At 66.9% G+C, this 21,456-nt stretch carries 18 protein-coding genes, 1 rRNA gene and 1 pseudogene; 14 read left to right on the top strand and 6 right to left on the bottom strand.

Annotated features, from left to right (window positions below; genetic code table 11):
• From ACR2MZ_RS07460 to ACR2MZ_RS07425, 8 genes and pseudogenes are all read left to right on the top strand, one after another.
• Positions 1-1,523, top strand: a 23S ribosomal RNA gene (locus ACR2MZ_RS07460); the annotation flags it as partial.
• Between the two features lie 256 nt (positions 1,524-1,779).
• Positions 1,780-2,823 (top strand): bifunctional diaminohydroxyphosphoribosylaminopyrimidine deaminase/5-amino-6-(5-phosphoribosylamino)uracil reductase RibD, encoded by a 1,044-nt coding sequence (gene ribD, locus ACR2MZ_RS07455; RefSeq protein WP_434004425.1) that lies wholly within the window; start codon positions 1,780-1,782, stop codon positions 2,821-2,823.
• Positions 2,792-3,388 (top strand): riboflavin synthase, encoded by a 597-nt coding sequence (locus ACR2MZ_RS07450; RefSeq protein WP_434004424.1) that lies wholly within the window; start codon positions 2,792-2,794, stop codon positions 3,386-3,388. The genes ribD and ACR2MZ_RS07450 overlap by 32 nt, the downstream gene beginning before the upstream one ends.
• 9 nt (positions 3,389-3,397) lie before the next feature.
• Positions 3,398-4,594 (top strand): bifunctional 3,4-dihydroxy-2-butanone-4-phosphate synthase/GTP cyclohydrolase II, encoded by a 1,197-nt coding sequence (locus ACR2MZ_RS07445; RefSeq protein WP_434004423.1) that lies wholly within the window; start codon positions 3,398-3,400, stop codon positions 4,592-4,594.
• A gap of 32 nt (positions 4,595-4,626) precedes the next feature.
• A pseudogene (ribH, locus tag ACR2MZ_RS07440) lies at positions 4,627-5,094 on the top strand (6,7-dimethyl-8-ribityllumazine synthase); the annotation flags it as partial.
• A gap of 278 nt (positions 5,095-5,372) precedes the next feature.
• On the top strand, positions 5,373-6,635 hold the full coding sequence (locus tag ACR2MZ_RS07435) for an ArsB/NhaD family transporter (protein ID WP_434004422.1): 1,263 nt from the start codon (positions 5,373-5,375) through the stop codon (positions 6,633-6,635).
• A gap of 5 nt (positions 6,636-6,640) precedes the next feature.
• Positions 6,641-7,147 carry a universal stress protein gene (locus ACR2MZ_RS07430; protein ID WP_434004434.1) on the top strand — a complete coding sequence of 169 codons (507 nt, stop codon included), beginning with the start codon at positions 6,641-6,643 and terminating at the stop codon, positions 7,145-7,147.
• Between the two features lie 7 nt (positions 7,148-7,154).
• A complete protein-coding gene (locus tag ACR2MZ_RS07425) occupies positions 7,155-8,264 on the top strand; it encodes an acetoin utilization protein AcuC (protein ID WP_434004421.1) in 1,110 nt (369 codons plus the stop codon).
• Positions 8,265-8,305: 41 nt separating this feature from the next.
• Here the strand turns inward: ACR2MZ_RS07425 and ACR2MZ_RS07420 are convergent, their stop codons facing one another.
• The 4 genes from ACR2MZ_RS07420 to rpmB form a co-directional block, all read right to left on the bottom strand.
• Positions 8,306-9,358: a TolB family protein gene (locus ACR2MZ_RS07420; RefSeq protein ID WP_434004420.1), complete on the bottom strand. Its 1,053-nt coding sequence runs from the start codon at positions 9,356-9,358 to the stop codon at positions 8,306-8,308.
• 29 nt (positions 9,359-9,387) lie between these two features.
• Complete coding sequence (locus ACR2MZ_RS07415; RefSeq protein WP_434004419.1) at positions 9,388-10,389, bottom strand: LCP family protein; 1,002 nt, start codon at positions 10,387-10,389, stop codon at positions 9,388-9,390.
• A gap of 153 nt (positions 10,390-10,542) precedes the next feature.
• Positions 10,543-10,683, bottom strand: a complete 141-nt coding sequence (locus ACR2MZ_RS07410) for a hypothetical protein (RefSeq protein WP_434004418.1) — start codon at positions 10,681-10,683, stop codon at positions 10,543-10,545.
• Positions 10,684-10,858: 175 nt separating this feature from the next.
• Entirely contained in the window at positions 10,859-11,047 is a 189-nt protein-coding gene (gene rpmB / locus ACR2MZ_RS07405; RefSeq protein WP_434004417.1) for a 50S ribosomal protein L28, read from the bottom strand.
• A gap of 116 nt (positions 11,048-11,163) precedes the next feature.
• Between rpmB and ACR2MZ_RS07400 the strand changes: the two genes are divergently transcribed.
• The 4 genes from ACR2MZ_RS07400 to ACR2MZ_RS07385 all read left to right on the top strand — a co-directional run bounded on the left by ACR2MZ_RS07400 (position 11,164) and on the right by ACR2MZ_RS07385 (position 15,687).
• Positions 11,164-11,568, top strand: a complete 405-nt coding sequence (locus ACR2MZ_RS07400; RefSeq protein ID WP_434004416.1) for an Asp23/Gls24 family envelope stress response protein — start codon at positions 11,164-11,166, stop codon at positions 11,566-11,568.
• Positions 11,569-11,581: 13 nt separating this feature from the next.
• Positions 11,582-13,207 carry a DAK2 domain-containing protein gene (locus ACR2MZ_RS07395; protein ID WP_434004415.1) on the top strand — a complete coding sequence of 542 codons (1,626 nt, stop codon included), beginning with the start codon at positions 11,582-11,584 and terminating at the stop codon, positions 13,205-13,207.
• Between the two features lie 3 nt (positions 13,208-13,210).
• The gene (locus ACR2MZ_RS07390) at positions 13,211-14,044 is read left to right on the top strand and encodes a DegV family protein (protein WP_434004414.1); all 834 of its coding nucleotides are present in this window, start codon (positions 13,211-13,213) and stop codon (positions 14,042-14,044) included.
• 206 nt (positions 14,045-14,250) lie between these two features.
• The gene (locus ACR2MZ_RS07385; RefSeq protein ID WP_434004413.1) at positions 14,251-15,687 is read left to right on the top strand and encodes an MFS transporter; all 1,437 of its coding nucleotides are present in this window, start codon (positions 14,251-14,253) and stop codon (positions 15,685-15,687) included.
• 33 nt (positions 15,688-15,720) lie between these two features.
• Here the strand turns inward: ACR2MZ_RS07385 and ACR2MZ_RS07380 are convergent, their stop codons facing one another.
• Positions 15,721-16,146 carry an OsmC family protein gene (locus ACR2MZ_RS07380; protein WP_434004412.1) on the bottom strand — a complete coding sequence of 142 codons (426 nt, stop codon included), beginning with the start codon at positions 16,144-16,146 and terminating at the stop codon, positions 15,721-15,723.
• A gap of 62 nt (positions 16,147-16,208) precedes the next feature.
• The gene (locus ACR2MZ_RS07375; RefSeq protein ID WP_434004411.1) at positions 16,209-18,221 is read right to left on the bottom strand and encodes a prolyl oligopeptidase family serine peptidase; all 2,013 of its coding nucleotides are present in this window, start codon (positions 18,219-18,221) and stop codon (positions 16,209-16,211) included.
• 52 nt (positions 18,222-18,273) lie between these two features.
• On the opposite strand from ACR2MZ_RS07375, the gene recG reads away from it, so the two are divergent.
• Both recG and selD read left to right on the top strand, forming a co-directional pair.
• A complete protein-coding gene (gene recG, locus ACR2MZ_RS07370) occupies positions 18,274-20,367 on the top strand; it encodes an ATP-dependent DNA helicase RecG (protein ID WP_434004410.1) in 2,094 nt (697 codons plus the stop codon).
• Between the two features lie 51 nt (positions 20,368-20,418).
• Positions 20,419-21,453: a selenide, water dikinase SelD gene (gene selD / locus ACR2MZ_RS07365; protein ID WP_434004409.1), complete on the top strand. Its 1,035-nt coding sequence runs from the start codon at positions 20,419-20,421 to the stop codon at positions 21,451-21,453.
• Positions 21,454-21,456: the final 3 nt, after the last annotated feature.

Below are 21,456 nucleotides of genomic sequence, written 5' to 3'. Positions count from 1 at the left end.
CGGCCGGTGCGGACAATCAGCAGGAAAGGCCAGGATTCGAGCAGTGGATTGTCGGGTTCGTTGACGGCGAGGGCTGTTTCTCGGTGCCGATCTTTCGGCAGTCGTTCGCGCGCCTCGGTTGGCAGGTTCAACCGGAGTTCGCGGTGGTTCAAGCTGCCTCTAGTAGGCATGTCTTGACAGAGTTGCGGCAGTATTTCGACTGTGGTCAGGTCAGACGCAGGAGCGTAAGGACAACCATCGGGAGCCCATCAGCCGGTGGTCGGTCCGTACATTCAAGCACCTCACCAATCGCATCGTGCCGTTCTTCGAATGTCATCCACTTCATACGGCGAAAGCATATGAGTTCGCCAGCTTTACGCGAGTGCTCCATCTCATGCAAGCCGGCCGTCATCTGACTATCGACGGTTTGGTTGAGATCGCACTCATCGCTGAGCAAATGAACTTTCGCAAGCCGTCTCGTTTTCTGGAATCCTCAGAGGCCATACGCCAGCCACCTCGAATCGACAACGAGGTGAAGATATGGTCCTAGCCTCATGGCGACATGGGGAGTGCCTAGAGCGAAATTCCTTGTCGGGTAAGTTCCGACCTGCACGAATGGCGTAACGACTTCTCGACTGTCTCAACCATAGGCTCGGCGAAATTGCACTACGAGTAAAGATGCTCGTTACGCGCGGCAGGACGGAAAGACCCCGGGACCTTTACTATAGTTTGATATTGGTGCTCGGTTCGGCTTGTGTAGGATAGGTGGGAGACTGTGAAGTCGGCACGCTAGTGTCGGTGGAGTCAACGTTGAAATACCACTCTGGTCGAATTGGGTGTCTAACCTCGGTCCGTAATCCGGATCAGGGACAGTGTCTGGTGGGTAGTTTGACTGGGGCGGTCGCCTCCCAAAAAGTAACGGAGGCGCCCAAAGGTTCCCTCAGCCTGGGTGGAAATCAGGCGTAGAGTGCAATGGCATAAGGGAGCTTGACTGTGAGACCTACAAGTCGAACAGGGACGAAAGTCGGGCATAGTGATCCGACGGTTCAAAGTGGAATGACCGTCGCTCAACGGATAAAAGTTACCCCGGGGATAACAGGCTTATCGCGCCCAAGCGTCCACAGCGACGGCGCGGTTTGGCACCTCGATGTCGGCTCGTCGCATCCTGGGGCTGGAGTCGGTCCCAAGGGTTGGGCTGTTCGCCCATTAAAGCGGTACGCGAGCTGGGTTTAGAACGTCGTGAGACAGTTCGGTCCCTATCCGCCGTGCGCGTAGGAGACTTGAGAAGGGTTGACCCTAGTACGAGAGGACCGGGTTGAACGGACCGCTAGTGTACCGGTTGTCACGCCAGTGGCAGTGCCGGGTAGCCATGTCCGGTTCGGATAAGCGCTGAAAGCATCTAAGCACGAAGCCGACTTCAAGATAAGGTCTCCCACCGGGTAACCGGGTAAGGGCCCTGGTAGACCACCAGGTAGATAGGCCGCAGGTGTAAGACAGGTGACTGCTTGAGCTGAGCGGTACTAATCGCCCGAGGGCTTGTCCACTTACGCACCCACTCTTCTCTGCGAGAAGGTGGCTGCTCTGATCCACTATCGCTTCGGTAGATCGTCAGCTCGATGAACTTTCTCAGAACCCCTATTCAGTTGCCGGTGGGCTCGCTCCACCGATTGATCCACGGAGCCCCGCATAGCCCCCGTCTGCCCAGGCAGTACCATGCCTTCAGGTGAGCCTCGCTGCCTGGGAATGGACTGCCGAGGGGCGGTTCTCGGTCCGGCCGAGACCCTTGTTTCGTGACCAAGCTTGGCTTCAGCGGACCAGCACCCAGAAGTAGACGAACAGTGGATGCGGCGGGCGCTGCGTCTCGCCGCGCGGGCCGACTATCGCACCAGCCCTAACCCGATGGTCGGCGCCGTCCTGCTTGATCGCCGTGGCAATCTGGCCGGCGAGGGCTGGCATCGCAGCGCCGGCAGTGACCACGCCGAGGCGATCGCGCTCGCGCGCGCCGCGGGCCGTGCCCACGAGGGCACTGCCTACGTCACGCTGGAGCCCTGCCCGCACCACGGCCGAACACCGCCCTGCGCCGATGCGCTGATCGCGGCCGGGCTGCGCCGCACAGTGGTCGGCCTGCGGGATCCCGATGTTCAGGTTGCCGGCCGGGGCTTGGAGCGCCTGCGAGCGGCCGGGCTGGAAGTGAGCGAGGGCGTTTTGGCGGCAGAAGCCGCGGCGCTCAACCGCTTCTACCTGCAGCAGCGGCGGACCGGGCTGCCCTTCGTCACCGTCAAGTTCGCGGCCAGCCTGGATGGGCGAATCGCCACCCGCACAGGGGAATCCAGGTGGGTGACCGGCGAAGCGGCCCGGCTTCACGCTCACCGGCTGCGCCATCAGCACGATGCCATCCTGGTGGGTGCTGGGACCGTGCTGGCGGACGACCCGGAGCTGAGCGCCCGCCTGCCGAACGCACGCCAGCCCCTTCGGGTGGTCCTGTCCAGCCGGGGCCGGGTTCCCAGCTCAGCGCGGGCGCTGCGCGGGGAGCACCTGCTGGACGACGGTCGCGATCTGCCGGGCCTCTTGCGCCGGCTGGGCGAGCGCGGGATCCTCAGCGTTCTGGTCGAGGGCGGTGGCCAGGTGCACGGCGCTTTCTTCGACCAGCAGCTGGTGGACCAGGTCTTCGCCTATCTGGCGCCGACCGTCATCGGCGGAGCAGCGGCGACCCCTCCAGTGGCCGGCTTGGGCGCCGCCAGCATGGCGGCTGCCTGGCGCTTGACAGGTGTCCGCAGCGAGTGGCTGGGCAGCGATCTGGTTATATCGGGCTATGTTCACAGGGATCGTCAGCTCGCTGGGTAGCGTCGCGGAGGCGGGCAGCGGTCGCCTTGGCATCACAGCAGCTGACATCGCTGGGCGCCTCAGCGTCGGCGCCAGCGTGGCTGTCAACGGCGTCTGCCTGACCGTGACCGAAATGGAGGGGCAGGCGTTTTTCGCCGATGTGGTGCCGGAGACTGTGAGCCGGACCAACCTCGGCGCCTTGACGGCTCACCAAGCCGTCAACCTGGAGCTGCCGCTGAGCCTTGCTCAGGGGCTGGACGGCCATCTGGTCCAGGGTCACGTCGACGCTGTCGTCCGAGTGCTCGCAGTGCGGCCCGTCGGACTTGGGAGCGAGATCGAGTTCGAGCTGCCCGGCGAGCTTGCCCCCTACGTGGCGGAAAAGGCCTCGGTGACGCTGGACGGGACGAGCCTGACGGTGGCCGGCCTGGCTGCCGACGCTCGGTCCTTCAGCGTCGCCTTCATCCCGCACACGCTCGAACGCACGATCGCCGGCCGGTACGAACCCGGGACTGCCGTCAACCTGGAGGTCGACGTCATAGCCCGCTACGTCGAACGTCTGCTCAGCGGCCGAGACGGCGCTCGGTAACCTTTTAGGGTGCCGCTCGCCAGCATCCCGGAAGCCATCGCCGATTTCGAGGCGGGCAAGTTCGTGATCATCGTCGACGACGAGGATCGCGAGAACGAGGGCGATCTCTGTGTGGCAGCCCAGCTGGCAACCCCTGAGCACATTGCCTTCATGGCCAAGAAGGCAAGCGGGCTCATCTGCACCCCCATGCTGTCGACCCGGCTCGACGAACTGCAGATCGAGCCTGCCGTGCAGCACAACACAAGCCGCTATGGCACAGCCTTCAGCGTCTCAGTGGAGGCGCGTGAGTTCGTCTCGACAGGAATCTCGGCCCAGGATCGCGCGGCCACCATCCGGCATCTGGTCAACCCGAAGGCCGAGCCGAGCGACTTCGCCAAGCCCGGCCACACCTTTCCTCTGCGAGCGGTGGAGGGTGGCGTGCTGAAGCGCGCCGGCCAGACGGAGGCGGCGGTGGATCTCGCTCTGATGGCCGGGCTCTACCCTGCCGGCGTCATCTGTGAGGTGATGAACGACGACGGCACGATGGCCCGCCTGCCCCAGCTGGAGGGCTTCTCGACCAAGCACGGGATCAAGCTCATCACTATTAAGGACCTGATCGCTTACCGGCGGCGGACCGAGCGGCTGGTGCAGCGGCGGGTCGTGACGCCGATCCCGCTGGACGGTCGCCGCTGGTACGCCCACGCATACGAGGAGGTCTTGACGGGGGAGATCCATGTGGCAATGGTGCTGGGCCAGATCAGTCCTGACCGACCGACCCTGATCCGCGCCCACTCGCGCTGTCTGACCGGCGACGTCTTCGGCAGCCAGCGGTGCGACTGCGGGCCCCAGCTGCACGCCGCCCTGGCGGCCATTGCGGAGGAGGGAAGCGGCGTCCTGCTCTACTTCGACAACCACGAGGGGCGCGGCATCGGGCTCGTCGAGAAGCTGAAGGCGTACAACCTGCAGGACCAGGGCCTGGACACCGTGGAAGCCAACGAGGCGCTTGACCAACCGGCTGACTCGCGCGACTACGGCATCGGCAACCAGATCCTCTACGACCTGGGCGTGCGGCGCTTGCGCCTCTTGACCAACAACCCCCGGAAGCTGATAGGCATCGAGGGCTTCGGGCTGGAGGTGGTCGAGCAGGTGCCGATCCGGATCGAGCCGACCGAGCACAACGCTCGCTATCTGCTCACCAAGAAAGAGAAGCTTGGTCATCTGCTCTGACCGCCCCGCAATCCGACGCGCGCCGGCCGCTGGTGGGTGAGCGCGGCCGGGAGCGGCCGGCCCCTGAAGACCTCGACGCCTCTCGGCTGCGCGTGGGGGTCATAGTCTCCCGCTTCAACCCGGACATCTCGAGAAGACTGCTGCGCGGCGCGCTGGAGGCGCTGGCCGAGCATGGCGCGGCAGATCCCGAAGTGGTCTGGGTGCCGGGGGCGATGGAGATTCCGCTGGCGGCCATGACCATGGCCGAGTCAGGCGCATTTGACGCGTTGCTGGCCTTGGGTTGCGTCATCAACGGCGAGACCGCCCACTTCCAGTTCGTGGCCGGCGAGTCCGCGGCCGGGCTCATGCATGTCAACCTGGACACCGGAGTGCCCTGCGCCAACGGCATCCTGACCACCTACGACCGAGACCAGGCGCTGGCGCGCTCCGGGCCCAAGAACAACAAGGGCGCCGAAGCCGCCGAGACGGCAATCGAGATGGCCAACCTGTTGAGCCGGCTGCAGGGAGGGGTCGAAGATGGAGAGTACGGTGAGGAGGCCGGCTTGGCCGGTGAGCTGCGCCGGGCGGACCAGCCGATCGTGCCGCGGCCGCTCAAGTCGGGCCGGGGGGCGTCGCGGCCACCGTCTTAGAGGCTGTCCCCCCACTGTCAGCAGCCGTGATGGTCGGCCAATCACCTGGAGCGGGACGCGAGTTGCCTGTACCAGCTACAAAGGGCGCATCTCTGCCCAATCGGCCCTTTTAGGCAACTAGGCTGGGCAGTTCCGCAAGCCGAGAGGCTGTGGCTGGGGCCGTCTTTGGCCTGGTCTTGCTCTTGGTGTTGACGCGGCCGCGCCGCCTGAACGAGGCGCTTGCGACGCTAACAGGGGCCGCTGCGCTGCTTCTGCTCGGACTCCTCAGCCCGCTGCAGGCAGCCAGCACCCTGGCCGGCCAGTGGAACCTCCTCCTCTTCCTGGTTGGGTTGATGCTGACAGCAGGTCTGGCGGACGCGGCAGGCTTCTTCGATGCCGCCGCCGCGCTGGCCGCTCGCAGCGCCCGCGGCAGCGGCCGGCTGCTGCTCCTGGCGATTTTCACGGTGGGTGCCCTGGTGACGGCCTTCCTCTCCAACGACGCCACAGCGCTGATTCTCACCCCCGTGGTCTACACCCTCACCACCCGGCTCCGGCTCCCACCGCTGCCCTTCCTCTTCGCCACCACCTTTGTGGCGGATACCGCCTCCCTGACGCTGCCGGTTTCCAACCCGGTCAATGTGCTCATCAGTGACTCCCTGCAGCTGAACCTGGTCGCCTATGCCGGCCATCTGCTGCTGGCGTCCCTGCTGGCTGTCGCCGTCAACGCGGGGCTGTTCCTCCTGCTCTTCCGGCGTCAGCTCAGGCAGCGCTTCGAGCCCAGCCGCGCTCTGCAGCCGCCCCGGACTCGCGCCGAGCAGCGACTGTTCAGGTTGACCACCGGCGGCCTGGGCCTGATCGCGCTGGCCTATGTGGCTGCCTCGCTGGCCCGTTTCCCGCTGGGCTTGGTGGCGATCGCCGGCAGCGCGCTGCTGGCGGGGCTTGCCGCCTTGAGCGGTGGCCTCCAGCCGGCTCGCGTCAGGGAGCATTTCAGCCTGACGCTGCTGGGCTATGTCAGCGGTTTGCTGCTCCTGGTCAAGGGCGTGGAGCTGACAGGGCTGACGGCCGGCCTGGTCAGCCTGCTGCTCGGCTTCGCTCAGACTCCGGCGACGGCCGCGGCGGCTGGGCTGCTGGGCGCTGCGGTCGGTTCGAACGTTCTCAACAATCTTCCGGCCAGCCTGGTCCTGATTTCCGGTGCGCATGCTGCGCGGCTGCCTGAGTCACTTCTCCGGCCGTTCCTGTTGGGCAGCCTGGCCGGCGCCGACATCGGTCCCAATCTGACCCCTGTCGGATCTCTCTCCACCATGCTCTGGCTTCTCATCGTGCGCCGTCGGGGCCTGGAGGTCTCGGCGCGGCAATACATCAAGATTGGGGTGATGGTTACGCCAGCTGTCCTGCTGACGGCAGGCATCGCCCTGGCTGTGAGCTTTCGTTGAGTGCTGTGCTGGTCGCGGTGAGTGAGGTGGGCGCAGGGCCTGAGCTGGAAGCTGCGCTGGCCTCCGTCCGCCTGGCCGGTCGCACGCTGCTCCTGGCCCACGTTATCGACAACGGCGCCCGCGGCGACATGGAGCTCATCCGCGGCCGCTTCCTGGGCAGGCCGCTTCCCGGTCATCGCCTCCGCGACATCGGTGCGGCAGAAAGGGATGCCGCCACCTCGATACTGGCGGAGGCGGCGACCGTGGCGGAGAGGCTGGGCGCCGGCTGCGAGACCTGGCTGGGCGAGGGAGAGCCGGGCCGGGAGCTTGTCCGGCTCGCGGCGGGCGGCGGTTGCGAGCTGATAGTCATCGGGGCCCGACCTCCCGAGGCGGAGCTGCGGCCGGGACCGCACTCGCTCGGCTCCACCGCAAGATTCGTGGTTGACCATTCGCCCGTACCAGTTCTGCTGCTCCGGCGAGAAGGGAGAGGCCGGCGGGCGTCAGCCCACTCAGTCGTGCCGAGGGCCCATTAGTGGCGGCGTGCCTGGCAGAGTAGGCCTCGTCTGGTCCGAGGAGCTAATGGCCTACAAGCTGAGCGAAGACCATCCACTCCAGCCGATCCGGGTGAAGCTCGCGGTCGAGCAGATGCGCGCCTCGGGACTGCTTGAGTACGCGAGTGTGCTGGCTCCCAAGACGGCCAGCCGGCAGGAGCTGGAACTGGTTCACGACAGTTCCTACATCGACCTGGTGGCTGCCCTGAGCGATCCTGCCCGCCGGCCTGAAGCTGGCCCCTGGCAGGTTGAGGCAGCCGGCTTTGGCAGCTCTGACAACCCGGTGGCTGACGGCATGCACGAAGCCGCCGCGACAGTGGTGGGTGCCAGCGTGGTGGCCGCCGAAACCGTGCACAGCGGCGACGCTCTGCACGTCTTCAGCCCGGCCGGGGGCCTGCACCACGCCCAGGCCCGCTGGGCCTCCGGGTTCTGTGTCTATAACGATGTGGCAGTGGCCGCGGCCTGGCTTCGGGAACGCGGCCACCGGGTTGCCTGCGTGGATGTGGACGTGCATCACGGCGACGGGACTCAGGCAATCTTTTATGCCGATCCCGAGGTGCTCACCGTCAGCCTGCATGAGAGCGGGCGCTACCTCTTCCCAGGCACCGGCTTTCCGGATGAGCTAGGTAAGGCGCCAGCCCGGGGGACCTCGGTCAATCTGCCGTTAGAGCCCTACTGCTGGGATGAGCCCTGGCTCGCCGCTTTTGAAGCGCTGATTCCTCTGATCCGGGACTTCCAGCCGACCGTGCTGGTGACGCAGGACGGTTGCGACAGCCACCTACTCGATCCGCTGGCCCATCTGCAAACTTCCACCGCCATCTGGCCGCGGATTGGCAACCGCTTCCACACGTTGGCCCACGAGCTCTGCCAGGGCCGCTGGGTGGCGCTGGGCGGAGGCGGCTATGCGCTGCGAGAAGTTGTGCCGCGGGCCTGGACGCTGCTCTTCGCCGAGATGGTCCAGCGGCCGGAGCTGGCCGCCGAGCTGATCGATCCTGAGCCGTTTCCGCCCTCGCCCGAAGAGCAGGAGCGCGTCTGGCGGGGGCTGGACCTGGGACTTCAAAAACTGTCCGCCGAGCTGGACCGGAAGCTCGGCCGCTGACCCAGGCGCGGCCGAGGCCGGGGGCCGGGCTGGGGCAGGCGCTAGCCAGCGAGCCAGGTGGGAGCTGAGGTCGCGTCGTAGTCGTTGTTGGTCGTCAGCTGGCGTGCGGGCTTGGGTGAGGGCACCGGGAGCGGGGTGGCGGGCCCAGTCGGTTTCGCAGTGGCCGGAACGGCAGGCGCCGCGGGCGCTGTCAGATCCTGAAAAAAGAGCTGGAAGTGGCCTGTCGTGTCCAGAGCGCTGAGGTAGAGCAAACCATTTCCGTCGGGCGCCCAGCCGGGCGCCGCCACCAGGCCGGTGGCGACCACAGTCGCCGGACCCAGCGCCTTCCCGTCGAAGTCGGCGACCGTCAGCTTGCTCGGCTGGCCGGCTGCCGTGCAGACCATGGCCAGCCGCTTACCGTCCGGGGAAAGCGCCGGCTGGGCGCAGCCATCCTCCTCTTTGGTCAGCGGTGTCCCGGTGGCCCGGGCCCGGGTCGTCAGCCACAGCTGGGAGATGTTCTTGCCGTCCGGCGTGAGCCCGAACTTGGCATAGATGAGACCTCCGCTCTTGAGTGGCGCCGGCTGGACGTCGCCGCCGGTGTACTGATTGGGGTCGGTCCAGGCCCGGGCCTGGCGCTGCAGGCCGTCGACAGGCATCGCATAGACAGCCAGGTCCACCCGATAGAAGTTGCCGGGGTCCTTGGGATCCCAGGAGTAGTAGACGGTCTGACCATCGCCGCTGAGGTGGGGATAGAACGACCAGTGGTTCAGGTGAACGTCAGTGTTGGCGTTGTGCGTCAGCTGCTTCACGACGTGGCCGTCGTAGTCGAGCAGGTAGAGGTCTGAGAACTGCGCGTCCCGCTTCACCGCCAGGAGCTGGTTCGGGGGTCCCGGCGAGGGCTGGGTCCAGCCCCCGTTGGCGATCTGCTGGAAGCTGCCCGCCCGAAGCCGGTAGAGAGCGCCGCCCTGGGCGACGAACACGCTTCCCGGCAGGCTGAACTTCGCCTTCGCCGGGGCAACCGCTTTTTCAGTTGTGACGCGACTCTTGAGTGACTCCAGGTAGTGGTACACGCCGTAGCCGAAGCCAACCATCGCTGCAACGAGAACGAGGGCCAAGCCACGGCGGACCCACTGCGTTGTGCCGTTCAGGAAGGAAAGTCCTGGTGCACAAGCGCGTGAATGGCCGCCCAGTCACTTGGCAGCAGGACGTCCTCGCCACCGATATTCTCGCCGACCGTGTAGTTGAGCAGCGTCGTCTGTTTCACATCCTGGGTCTGGACCTTGGCGGCCACCGGCAGCAGGGCCCGGATGCGATCAAGGCTCAGATCAGTCTTCAGCTGCCCGTTGAAGGTGCTGGCGAGGTCAGGGATGTCCGCGGCGGTCAGACTCTTGGCCTTGGTTCGTAGAGCCAGCAGCACCTGCTGCTGGCGCACAGAGCGGCCGAAGTCACCCCGCAGGTCGCTATGGCGCGAGCGTACGTACTGCATGGCGTGGATGCCGTCAAGGTGTTGCGCCCCTGGCAGCACGGCGACGCGAGTGTAGCCGTAGGGATCGCTGGAGTGGATGTCGTCGGGGTAGTAGTCATCCAGCACGGGATTGCTGGTCACCAGGTCGACTCCGCCGACCATGTCGATCAGCTTGACCAGGCCTTCCAGGCCGATCCAGACATAGTTGTCGATCCGGACCTGGAAGTTCTGCTGCACAGTCGCCATGGCCAGCTTGGCGCCGCCAAAGGCGTAGGCCTTGTCGATCTTGGCAGTGCCGTTTTGGGGGATCGGCACGTAGAGGTCCCGAGCGATCGAGAACATAGCCACCTTGTGCGTCGCCGGCTCAACCCGGACCAGGATCATGGATTGAGTGAGCACCTGGTTGGGGTCGAACTTGGCGTCGTTGTCGGAGCCGAGCAGGAGAACTGTGAAGGGCTGAAGGTTGCCGGAGACGTCGATCACGGGTGCGCTCGGCTGCGTGACCGAGCCGAGATTCGGCGGTCCGACGTCAGTGATCTGGCGAGCGGCCGCCAGCGCGGGCAGGAAGTAGGCTCCGGCTCCCGCCCCGCCGGCCAGTAGGAAGCCGATCAGCGTCAGGATCACGAAGCGGACGGAGAGGAACCTTCCGGACTGATTGGGTCGGCTGGCGCGTTGTCTCATGGCTTGGACGTGAGCTCGGCCAGCCACTGCTGGCCAGAGCCGGATGCGGACGATCCTACAGCGGCTGCGGGGGCCAGAATCCTCATCAGAGTGTCAACGCCGAGCTAGAGCTGCGGCCGAAAGCCCCATCCGCACCTCTGGGATCTTGGCGTATCACCGCATTGCCTCGCGCGCGATCCGGCCGGCGCCCAGCTGGAGGCAGATGGCGCCCCCGAACAGTGCCGCCGCCGGCGGTAGCACCCAGAGGAAACCGGTCTCCCGGCCCCGCATCAGGAGCAGGTAAGCGGCGCACATGACCAGCAGCGCCAGGTTGCAGCCGGCGACCAGTTTCAGCCAGCGTCGAACCGCGCCCAGGCGCGCCTCGGCGGGGCCGGCGAACGCAGGCTGCAGGACCCTGGCGTAGAGGAGGAATTGAACCGCCAGGCTGGCGAGGAACGCGAGGGCCGCCCCGAAGAGGAAGATCAGCCCTTCAGGGCCGCCCGGAAGTGCTCCGCCGAAGGCAGCGGGTGCACACGCGGGCCTTGACCAGCTTCCCGCCGATCAGCACGTGGCCGGTCTGCAGGTTGGGTAGGAACCGCCGGTTGGTCCGGAGCTTCGAGTGGCTGACATTGTGTCCATACTGCGGGCCCTTGCCGCAAAGTTCGCATTTCTGAGCCATGATTTGGAAAGCGCTCCGCTGGGACCGGCCCACTCTTGCCCGGTCAGGACTGCCGGCTGGAAAGCACGCCAAGTCCATCACACTGGGAACGAAGGCGGATTGTACCATAGGCGATCGTGAGCCTGAACCTGAGCGCCGGCGTCGAGAATCCGGCGCGCCCACTTAGCGCAGGTCGTCCAGCCGGCCGCATCGAGGTCTTTCCGGCAGTCGTGGCGGCGATCGCCGGACACGCCGCTGCCGGTTGCTACGGCGTGCGCGGCATGGCCGACCGGGGGCTGCGGGACGGCGTAGCGACTCTTCTGCGGCGGGAGAACCTCCACCGGGGGGTTGACCTTCGAGAGGCGCCGGGGGGCGTGGCGGTGGACGTTTACGTGATAGTTCAGTACGGGGTCCGCATCACTGAGGTGGCCCACAACCTGCAGACGGCGGTTCGCTTCGAGTTGGAGCGAGCCACCGGCGTCTCGGTGGTCGAGGTGAACGTTTACGTCCAGGGGGTACACGGGGATAACTGGTCGGGATAGTGGCCGGCGGAAGGTGGTCGACGGCCCCCTGCTCAAGCAGGCGCTGCTCGGCAGTCTGGCGCGTCTTGTGGCGAAGCAGGAGGAGATCAACAGGCTGAACGTGTTCCCCGTGCCCGACGGGGACACGGGCACCAACATGCTCCTGACGCTCCAATCAGCTGTGGAGGATATCCGGGAGTCAAGCGCAACCGAAGTGTCCAAGATCGCTCGGATCGCCGCCCACGGCAGCCTGATGGGGGCTCGCGGCAACTCGGGGGTGATCCTTTCGCAGATCTTCCGCGGCTTCGGCAACGCCGTTCAAGGCCACTCGGAACTGACCCCGGCTGAGCTGGCCGCAGCGTTCGAGGAAGCCGCCAACGCCGCCTACCGGGCAGTGATCAAGCCGACCGAGGGAACCATCCTGAGCGTCGCTCGGGAGGCGGGCCGGGCGGCCAAGGTCGCCGCCGACGAACCGGGCGCCACTGTGGCAAGGGTGATCGAGGCTGCCACGTCCGGAGCGCGCACGGCGGTCGAGCGGACCCCCAGCCAGCTGAGTGTCCTGCGCGAGGCCGGGGTGGTGGACGCAGGGGGCTATGGCCTGCTTGTGATGCTGGAAGGCATGCTCCATTCCGTCGAGAAGACGGAGGCGGAGCTGGAAAGGCTGAGCGGTGTGCAACCGGCCGCCCAGGCCACGCTCGAACTGCCTCAAGAGGGCTGGGGTTACTGCACTGAATTCCTCATCCTGGGTGCCGACCTGGACGTGGCTGGCCTTCGCGCTGAGATCGCAGCCCTCGGCGATTCGGTTCTCGTGGTAGGTGACGAGTCGGCCGTCAAAGTGCACGTCCACACCGACGACCCGGCGCGCGTTCTGAGCCTGGCCGGCGCCCATGGCAAGATCGACCGGCTGAACGTGGGGGACATGTCGAGCCAGCACCGGCGGATCTTGGAGCAGGAAGTCAGCGGCGCGGACGAGAGCGCCGCCGCGCCCATGTCCACCCGGCCCAACGGCGTCGGCTTGGTGGCGATCGCCTCGGGCGTTGGCCTGGCGGAGGTCATGCGAGGTCTGGGCGCTGACGCCATCGTCGAGGGGGGTCAGTCGATGAACCCCAGCACCGAGAACATGCTCACGGCTGTGGAGCAAGTGCCTTACCAGGAGGTGCTGCTGCTCCCCAACAACAAGAACGTCATCCTCGCCGCGCGCCAGGTTGCTGCCCTGACGGCCAAGCAGGTCCACGTTCTGCCGACCAGCACCGTGCCGCAGGGGGTGGCGGCGCTGGTCGCCTTTCACCCCGACCGGACTGTGACGGAGAACGCGGCAGCCATGCAGGAGTCTGCGCAGCACGTGCAGACGATCGAGGTCACCCATGCCGTGCGCGACAGCCGCGCCAACGGAGTCGAGGTCAAGAAAGGCGACGTCATTGCGCTTATCAACGACAAGCTCCGGCACGCCGGCGGTGACTATGGGGCGGTAGTGGAAAGGGCGCTGGACGGCATCGGAGCGCACGACTATGAGCTCGTCACCATCTATCGCGGCTCACAGGCAAGCGAGTCCGAAGTGAACCAGCTCTCCGAATCGATCCGGGGCCGCTTTCCCAGCCTGGAGGTCGAGCTGCAAGCCGGCGGCCAGGAACACTACCCCTTCATCCTCTCGGTCGAATAGCGCTTGGGCGCCGGCTCTCGTTTTCGGGTAGTCACAGACTCGACCGCCGACGTCCCACTGCAGTGGATCGAGCGCTACGGGATCAGCGTCGTCCCGCTGACAGTGCTCTTCGGCCGGGAGCCCTTCCGTGACCGGGTGGACCTGACCGACGCGCAGTTCTTCGCGCGCCTCAAGACCGCCGACCGGCTGCCCACCACCTCGGCTCCTTCCCCGGGAGCGTTTGCCGAGCTCTATCAAAGCTTGAGCAGTGAATGCGAGGGCATCATCTCCATCCACATCGGGGGCACCCTCTCCGGCACGACCGAAGCCGCCCGGTTGGGCGCCGCCGGCCTGGATGGCTTTCCTGTCCACGTGATCGATTCGGGCTCGGTGACGATGACTGTCGGCTTTCTGGCCCAGGTGGCTGCCGAAGCGCCGGATCTGGACCAGGCGCTGCAGCGAGTGCGGGAGCGCCTCGGCCGGCAGAAGGTTCTGGCCTTGCTCGACACGCTGCGCTACATCGAGCTGGGCGGTCGGGTGAGCCGCGCCCAGGCAATGCTGGGCACGATGCTCGACCTGAAGCCGATCCTCTCCCTCCAAGAGGGGGAGATCAAGAGCGTCGATAGAGTGCGCACGCGCGGCAAGGCCCTGATGAGGCTGCTGCAGCTGTTGAGACAGGATCTACCGATCGAGCGACTGGCGGTCATGCACGCGCAGGCCCCGGCGGACGCGGAACGCCTGCGCGAGGAGCTGGCACAGGAGCTGCCGGAGGTGGAGGTGGTGATCGGCCAGATCGGCTGCGTGCTCGGCACCCACACCGGGCCCGGAGCTGTGGGGTTCGCCTACCTCACTGCCTGACAGCCGGGACGGCGGCGGGCGAATCCGGTCCTCGTCCTGCCAAGCGAAGCAGGCTCAACCACCTCGGCCTCACTGGGCAGCCTGCTGAAGGGAGGGCGACAAGGACGCTCCGCGAAATCGCCGACGATGGTGGCCATGAGGCGGTCCGACGGGAGAGGGTTCGGGCTGAGCGAGGTGAGAGGTGTCGACCCGTTCTCCAGCCTGCCTTGGGGCAGCGGGGAGCGCCGTCGCTGACTGCCTCCCCGTCGGCTGCGGAGCGCTCAGAGCGCCTGCCCTGGCGGCTCGTGGGCAGCGTGCTGGTGGGCACTCTGCTCAATCCGCTCAACTCATCCATGATAGCTGTAGCCCTGCTCAGCCTCGGCCGGAGCTTCGGCGTCAGCATCGCGACAGCCACGTGGCTCGTCTCCGGCTTCTACCTCGGGGGAGCCATCGGCATGCCGCTGATGGGCAGGCTTGCCGACCTCTTCGGGCCTCGGCGCATCTTCAGTCTGGGCCTGGTCTTGGTGGGCCTGACGGGTGCCGCGGCGCCGCTGGCTCCCTCGTTCGGCTGGTTGCTGGCCATTCGTGTAGCTCAGGCCTTCGGCACCGCGACAGCCTATCCGGCAGGACTCGCCATCATGCGGGCCCAGGATCGGCGGGATCGCCCACCTGTGGCTGCGCTCGGCGCCCTGGCGGTGGCCGCCTCGGTGAGCGCAGCGCTGGGTCCGATCCTCGGGGGGAGCCTGATCGCGTTGGCCGGCTGGCCGGCGATCTTCCTGGTCAACGTTCCCATCACCGCACTCGGACTGGTTCTGACCCGGGTCTGGCTGCCGCCCGATCCGGCTGAGCGATACGGGAGCGGTGTGGCCTCAGAGAGGCGGGGAGCACTGCGGTCGCTCGACATTCCGGGAGTTGTACTGTTCAGCGTCTTTCTCACGAGCTTGCTCGGCTTTCTCCTCTCCCTCTCAGGGCGGCGTCTGTGGCAGTTACTCATCCTTGCTGTCCCGGCGGCGATTCTGCTGCTTTGGCGCGAGCGGCGGGTGGGCGCTCCCTTCCTCGACCTTCGGCTTCTGGCGGCCAACCGTTCGCTGGTCGGCGTCTACGTCCAGTTCGCTGCTGTGAACCTCGTTTTCTATTCCGTCTTCTTCGGCCTGCCGCTCTGGCTGGAGGAGACGCGGCGCCTGGCTCCCGAAACTGTCGGACTCATCCTGCTGCCGGTTGCCGGCGTGGGAGTGCTGGCGACACCTGTTGCCGGCCGCCTGATCGCCCGGTCGGGACCCAGGCCAGCGCTGATCGCGGGTGCCAGCCTGCTTCTGGGCGGCTCGCTCCTGCTGCTTTTCTTCGGGCCCTCCACACCGCTGGCTGTACTGCTGCTCGTCGGGGCTGTCCTCGGGGTTCCCAACGGGTTCAACAATCTCGGTCTGCAAGCGGTGTTGTACAGGGCCGCGCCGGCTGCCCAGATCGGCGCCGCAGGAGGCCTGTTCCAGACCTTCCGCTACCTTGGCGCCACTCTGTCGACGGTCACCATCGGGCTGGTCTTCGGGAGCGGCGCCAGCAGCGAAGGCCTGCACACGCTGGCCCTGGTCATCGCCGCAGTGAGCCTGCTGCTCGTGCTGACCAGCGTCTGGGCGCGCCGCGAGCCCGCTGTGGCCCAGCGCGACTGAGTGCCTGCGAGCTGTCCCTTGGAGGGGTGACGCTTAGGCGAGGCTGGCCGAGAGGCTGATCGGAACTCCTGCCAGGGCCTTGGATACAGGACAGTTGGCCTTGGCCCCGTCGGCGGCTTCCTGGAAGCCGTCGGCGTTCAGGCCCGGCACCCGCCCGCGCACAGTCAGGTGGATTCCCGTGATGCCGGTGCCGGGCTGAAAGCTCACTTGCGCGGTGGTCTCCAGCTTCTCGGCCGGATGGCCCGAATTACCCAGCCCGAATGACAGTGCCATAGCAAAGCAGCTGGCGTGGGCGGCCGCGATCAGTTCTTCCGGGCCGGTGCCGGTGTCGCGGGTCTCGGCCCGCTGCCGCCAGGTGAGGGGCAGCTCGGGGAAGGTTCCGCTGGCCGGGCGAACAGTGCCGCGGCCGTCCATCAGCGTTCCCTCCCAGACTGCGCTCGCTGTGCTTTCAACTGCCATGCTCTCGGTCTCCTCTGGTAGCTAACTCTTTCAGCCCGTCTCTGAGCGAGCGTGCCCTCACCTTACTCACCAGCCGGAGCCGCGGCCGGTGACCGCAGCTTCAAAGCCAGGAAGGTCCAGACGTCTGCCTCTTCCTCCACCAGCTTCGACACGGGCTTGCCCTGGCCATGACCTGCGCGCTCTTCCACCCGAAGCCAGGCCTGAGCGCCGGCGCTCTGGAGGCGGGCTGTCATCTTCAGCGCGTGCATCGGATCGACCCGAGAATCCTCCTCTGCCGTGAGAAAGAGCGCAGCCGGGTACTGCGCCCCCTCGCGCACTTGGTGATAGGGGCTGTAAGCGTGGAGCCACCGAAACTGCTCAGGATCGCCGGCGCTGCCGTACTCGGCTGCCCAGAGCCGAGCCACCCGAAACCGCTCGTAGCGGATCATGTCGAGCAGAGGCACGCGGCAGACGACCGCGCCAAAGAGGTCAGGCCGCTGGGTCATCGCCGCCCCCACGAGCAGGCCGCCGTTGCTCCCGCCCATGATGCCCAGCTCAGCGGGGCTGCACAGCCCTTGGCTGATCAGCCATTCGGCTGCCGCTAGGAAATCGTCAAAAACGTTCTGCTTCTGTTCCAACCGGCCGGCGCGGTGCCAGGCCTCACCGAATTCGCCACCGCCCCGAAGCGTCGCCACAGCGACGAGACCACCTGAATCCAGAAAGGGGACGATCGAGGGCCACCATTGCGGGGTGCGGCTGACGTTGAAGCCGCCATAGCCGGTCAGCAGCACCTGCCCGCGGCCACTTCGCCGCCCGATCAGGAACACTGGCAGCCGCGTCCCGTCCGCGGACCGCAACCGCTCCTGCCGCACAGGGTGGTCGAGCAGCGGCACCGGAAGCTCAGCCAGGAGATGACCGCTGGCGGCCTCGATCACGCGGGGCGGGCTTAGGAAGCTCTCGACGGTGACAGGCACGCAGGGGGAGCTGTGGTGAGCGCCGAGCCCGCTCACAGTTGAGAGGTCAGGCAGCTGCAGCGCTCTCTCCCAGGCGCCGTCGAGTCGGTGCAGCGAAAGCCGCGATGCGGCGTCGACCAGGTAATGGAGGATCAGGGCGCTGCGGGCGAAGGCCGCTTCCAGCAGCACGTGCTCCGACTCCGCCACCAACTCCTGCCAGGCTTCGAGGTCCGGCCGCTCGGGATCGATGTCGACCAACCTGTAATTCGGCGCGGCCAGATTCGTCAGGCCCACCAACCGGTTTCCCTCGAACCAGGCATGCAGCCGATGCGGGAGATCTCTGAAGATGGGCAGAAACTCGCCGCCCCCGTCGCGCAGGAAGACCTGGTTGCGGTCCCAACCCTGCTGCACCTCGATCACTGTCCAGCGGCCATCGGCCGAAATCGAGATCGAGGCAGGGTAATCAGTGGCCGCGAGCGATTCGCCGAAGACCCTGACATCCTGCTCAGCGACATTGCCCAACATGTGCCGCCAGACGTGCCGGTGGTAGTGCTCCTCACCGGCGGCCACGCTGCCCGGCGCCGGATAGCGGGTGTAGAGGAGGGCCGCCGAGCCAGGCTCGAAGCAGACAGCTGCGAGCTTGCAGTGCGGGATACTGTCCGGCAGCCAGCGGCCGCCGGCCGTCTCCAGCAGGTGCAGCCTCGAATCCTCCGAGCCTCCCTCCGAGATCCCGAAGCAGACCAGAGAGCCGTCCTCAGACGGTGCCCACCAGTCCAGGCTGCTCGTGTGGTCGGGGGTCAGCGGCGCGGGGTCGACCAAGCAGCGTTCAACGCCGCTCCCGTCCATCACGTAGAGAGAAGCCTGGTCCTGGCCGGCGTGTCGGCGGGTGAAGAACCGCTGCTCGCCCCGCATCACTGAGCGGCCGAGAGCCCCCAGGGAATGCAGCTCCTGCAGACGGTTTGCCAGCTCGGCTCGGCGCGGACTGGCGTCTAGCAGCTCGCGAGTGCACCGGTTCTGCTCCGCCACCCAGCTCCGAACCTTGGGGTCAGAGCCTGCCTCGAGGTGTCGAAAGTGGTCGCTGACGGTTACGCCATGGATCACTTCAGCGGCTTCACGGCCAGTCTTGCCGGTCGGAGCAGCCATGATGTCCGATCCTAGTTGTACTGTGCCGACGAATCAATCCGGAGGGAACGTGGTGACGGTCCGGCGCCGGCAGGCGGCGCCGGCCGTGCCGCTTACGCTCACTTCGCCTGTCTCAGACCTGCCCAACTGCTCGGCCACGAGTGTGAAGGCGCTCGACCGGCTGGGCATCCGCACAGTGAAGGATCTGCTGCTCAACCTGCCTTTCGGGTGGGAATCGTTCACCGAAGTGGGCGGCGTGGGCAGCCTCGAGCCGAACGTGCCGGCCACCCTGACCTGTGTGATCGACAGGGTGCTCGCCAAGCGGACACCTCGGCGGGGAATGCGGCTCACCGAGGCGACTGTGCGGGACGACACCGGTGCGCCGCTCAAGGTCATCTGGTTCAACATGCCCTTCCTGGCTCGCCAGCTGGCTCCCGGCGACCGGCTGGTGCTGGCCGGCACCCCGAAGTTTGGCAGGTACGGGGAGCTGGAGCTGCTGAACCCGCTGCACGAGGTCATCCGGGATGGCTCGAGACCAACCCGCCTGGGTGAGCTGCAGCCGAAGTACCACCTGAGCCAGGGACTCAAGCCGCAGCGGCTGGTCGAGTGGGTGAACGCCACGCTGCCGCTGGCTGACGGGCTGGCTGACGTCATCCCGGCCAGCACCCGGCAGGCTCAGCATCTGCTCCCGGTCGCCGAGGCTGTTCGCAAGGGCCACCAGCCTGATTCGGAGGCCGAATGGCGGGAGGCGCGGCGCCGCTTCGCGTTCGCCGAATTGCTGGAGCTGCAGGTGGCTTTCCTGCTCGCTCGGCGGCGTTTGGAGGCTGAAATCGCCAGCCCAGTGCCTTACCGGCAGGAAGTCATCGAAGCGTTCAAGCGGGGCCTCGGCTTTCGCCTGACGAACGCTCAGCGCCGCTCGATCTGGGAGATCTACAGGGACCTGGAAAAACCGGAGGCGATGAACCGGCTGCTCGACGGCGATGTCGGCTCGGGCAAGACCGCCGTGGCCGCGGCGGCCGCGGCGATGGCCCACAGCGCAGGTCTGCAGTCGCTGGTCATGGCGCCCACCGAGATCCTTGCCCGCCAGCACCTGAACAAGTTCAGGCACTACCTGGAGGCCAGCTTCCCCGATCTGCGGGTGGAGCTGCTGGTGAGCGGCCTGGCTGCTGCCGAGCGACGCCGTGTCCGGCTCGCGGCGGCCTCGGGGCACTGCGGGCTGTTGGTAGGCACACACGCGCTGATCGAGGAGGAGGTCGAACTGGCAGCGCTGGGCCTCGTGGTGGTGGATGAGCAGCATCGCTTCGGCACGCGCCAGCGGGAGCTGCTCCGCGCGAAGTCCCGGGTCGGCCGCCCCCACTTCCTCTGCATGAGCGCAACTCCCATCCCGCGCTCGCTGGCCTTGGCGCTCTACGGCGAGATGGCGCTCTCGACGCTGGACGAGCTCCCGCCGGGCCGGCCGGCCATCATGACCCAAGTGATCCCGCCTGACGACAGAGAGGTGGCCTACGAGCTGATCCGGCGCGAGGTGGCGGCGGGACGGCAGGCGTTCATCATCTGTCCGCTGATCGAGGAGTCGGAGGCGCTAGAGGCGAAAGCCGCCACTGTCGAGTTTGAGCGGCTGCGCCGTCAGGTGTTCCCCGACCTGCGGCTCGGCCTCGTGCATGGGCGCCTCAAGGAAAAGGACGAGGTGATGCGTGCTTTCCAGGCAGGCGAGATCGATGTGCTGGTGGCGACGGCGGTGGTCGAGGTGGGGGTGGACGTTGCCAACGCGACGGTGATGGCGATCGAGGGAGCCGAGCGGTTCGGGCTTGCCCAGCTCCACCAGTTCCGGGGCCGGGTCGGCCGGGGCGCAGCGCAGTCGCACTGCCTGCTGCTCAGCGACCAGGTGACAGGCCGGGCCCTGGAACGCCTACAGCTGGTGGCTCAGATCCAGGACGGTTTCCGGCTCGCCGCCGAGGACATGCGGCTGCGGGGAGCGGGGGAGCTGATGGGCTCGCGGCAGCACGGGATGTCTGACCTCGCCATGGAGGCGCTGCACTCACCAGAGCTGCTCTCCGAGATACGGCAGGAGGCGGAGTCGCTGCTGGCCGCCGACCCGGGCTTGGACCGAGAGCCGGCGCTGCGGGAGGCTGCCCTCCGCCGGCTCGAATCGACAGCCATCAGCTGATCCGCCTGTCTCCCCAGTAATACGCAGGCAGAGCGTTACGCTGGAGCCGATTTGGACACGCAATTGAGGCTCACGGAGTTCAGTCACGGGGCTGGTTGAGCCTGCAAGCTGAGCCCGGTGGAGCTGGGGCAGGTTCTGGGCGCGCTACCGCCGCTCCACGATGCGCGGGTGCTGGTAGGGGCTGGTAGCCGGGACGACGCGGCGGTGTTCAGGGTTTCCGACGACAGGGCCCTGGTTTCCACCGTCGACTTCTTCACGCCCATAGTGGACGAGCCGGAGGCCTTCGGCGCCATCGCAGCGGCCAACGCACTCAGCGATGTCTATGCGATGGGCGCCCTGCCGCTTTTCGCCCTCAGCCTGGTCGGCTTTCCCCGCGCTGAGCTGGCGAGCGGCTACCTGGAGCGCATAGTTGGGGCAGGGGCTGCCAAACTGGGCGAGGCAGGCGTGCCTGTCGTGGGCGGCCACAGCATTGATGACGCCGAGCCCAAGTTCGGCTATGCCGTCACGGGCGAGGTGCGGCCCGATCAGCTGGTCAGCAACCGCGGCGCCCGGCCCGGTGACCTGCTCTACCTGACCAAGCCGCTGTGCAGTGGACTGGTCGCCACCGCCATCAAGCGGCGGGCCTGCCCGCCGGCCCTGCAGGATGCTGCAGTCGCGCTGATGAGCCATCTCAACCGGCGGGCGTCAGAAGCGATGCTCGCGGCGGGGCCCAGCGCCGCCACTGACGTGACTGGCTATGGGCTGCTCGGCCATCTCCGCAATCTGACACATGGGGCGGAGATCGAGCTCGACAGGGTACCGCTACTGCCGGGCGTGTGGGACCTGGCCGCTGCCGGTCTCTACCCGGACGGCAGCCGGCGCAACTTAGCGGCGATCGAAGACCAGGTGGATTGGGGTGATCTGGACGAGATCGAGCGGCTCCTGCTCTGTGACGCGCAGACCTCCGGTGGTTTGCTCGTGGCGCTGGCGCCGCAGGCAGCCGCGCGCTTCGAGTCGCTGCTGGCGGATGAACCCTATCCGGCGGTCCGGATCGGGAAGGTGACTGAGGGCCGGATTCGGGTGCGGCGGTCGGTCGGTTCCGGCTGAAAA

Source organism: Candidatus Dormiibacter sp., assembly GCF_050999135.1.
GTDB lineage: Bacteria > Chloroflexota > Dormibacteria > Dormibacterales > Dormibacteraceae > Dormiibacter > Dormiibacter spiritus.
Note: the sequence above shows the minus strand (reverse complement) of the source record. Positions and strands in the feature narration are given on the sequence as shown.

Bases quoted from the DNA above. Each gene is read 5' to 3' on its own strand.
- ACR2MZ_RS07450 (WP_434004424.1), top strand. From the start codon at position 2,792: ATGTTCACAGGGATCGTCAGCTCGCTGGGTAGCGTCGCGGAGGCGGGC.
- ACR2MZ_RS07415 (WP_434004419.1), bottom strand. From the start codon at position 10,389: ATGAGACAACGCGCCAGCCGACCCAATCAGTCCGGAAGGTTCCTCTCC.
- ACR2MZ_RS07410 (WP_434004418.1), bottom strand. From the start codon at position 10,683: ATGTGCGCCGCTTACCTGCTCCTGATGCGGGGCCGGGAGACCGGTTTC.
- rpmB (WP_434004417.1), bottom strand. From the start codon at position 11,047: ATGGCTCAGAAATGCGAACTTTGCGGCAAGGGCCCGCAGTATGGACAC.
- ACR2MZ_RS07380 (WP_434004412.1), bottom strand. From the start codon at position 16,146: ATGGCAGTTGAAAGCACAGCGAGCGCAGTCTGGGAGGGAACGCTGATG.
- ACR2MZ_RS07375 (WP_434004411.1), bottom strand. From the start codon at position 18,221: ATGGCTGCTCCGACCGGCAAGACTGGCCGTGAAGCCGCTGAAGTGATC.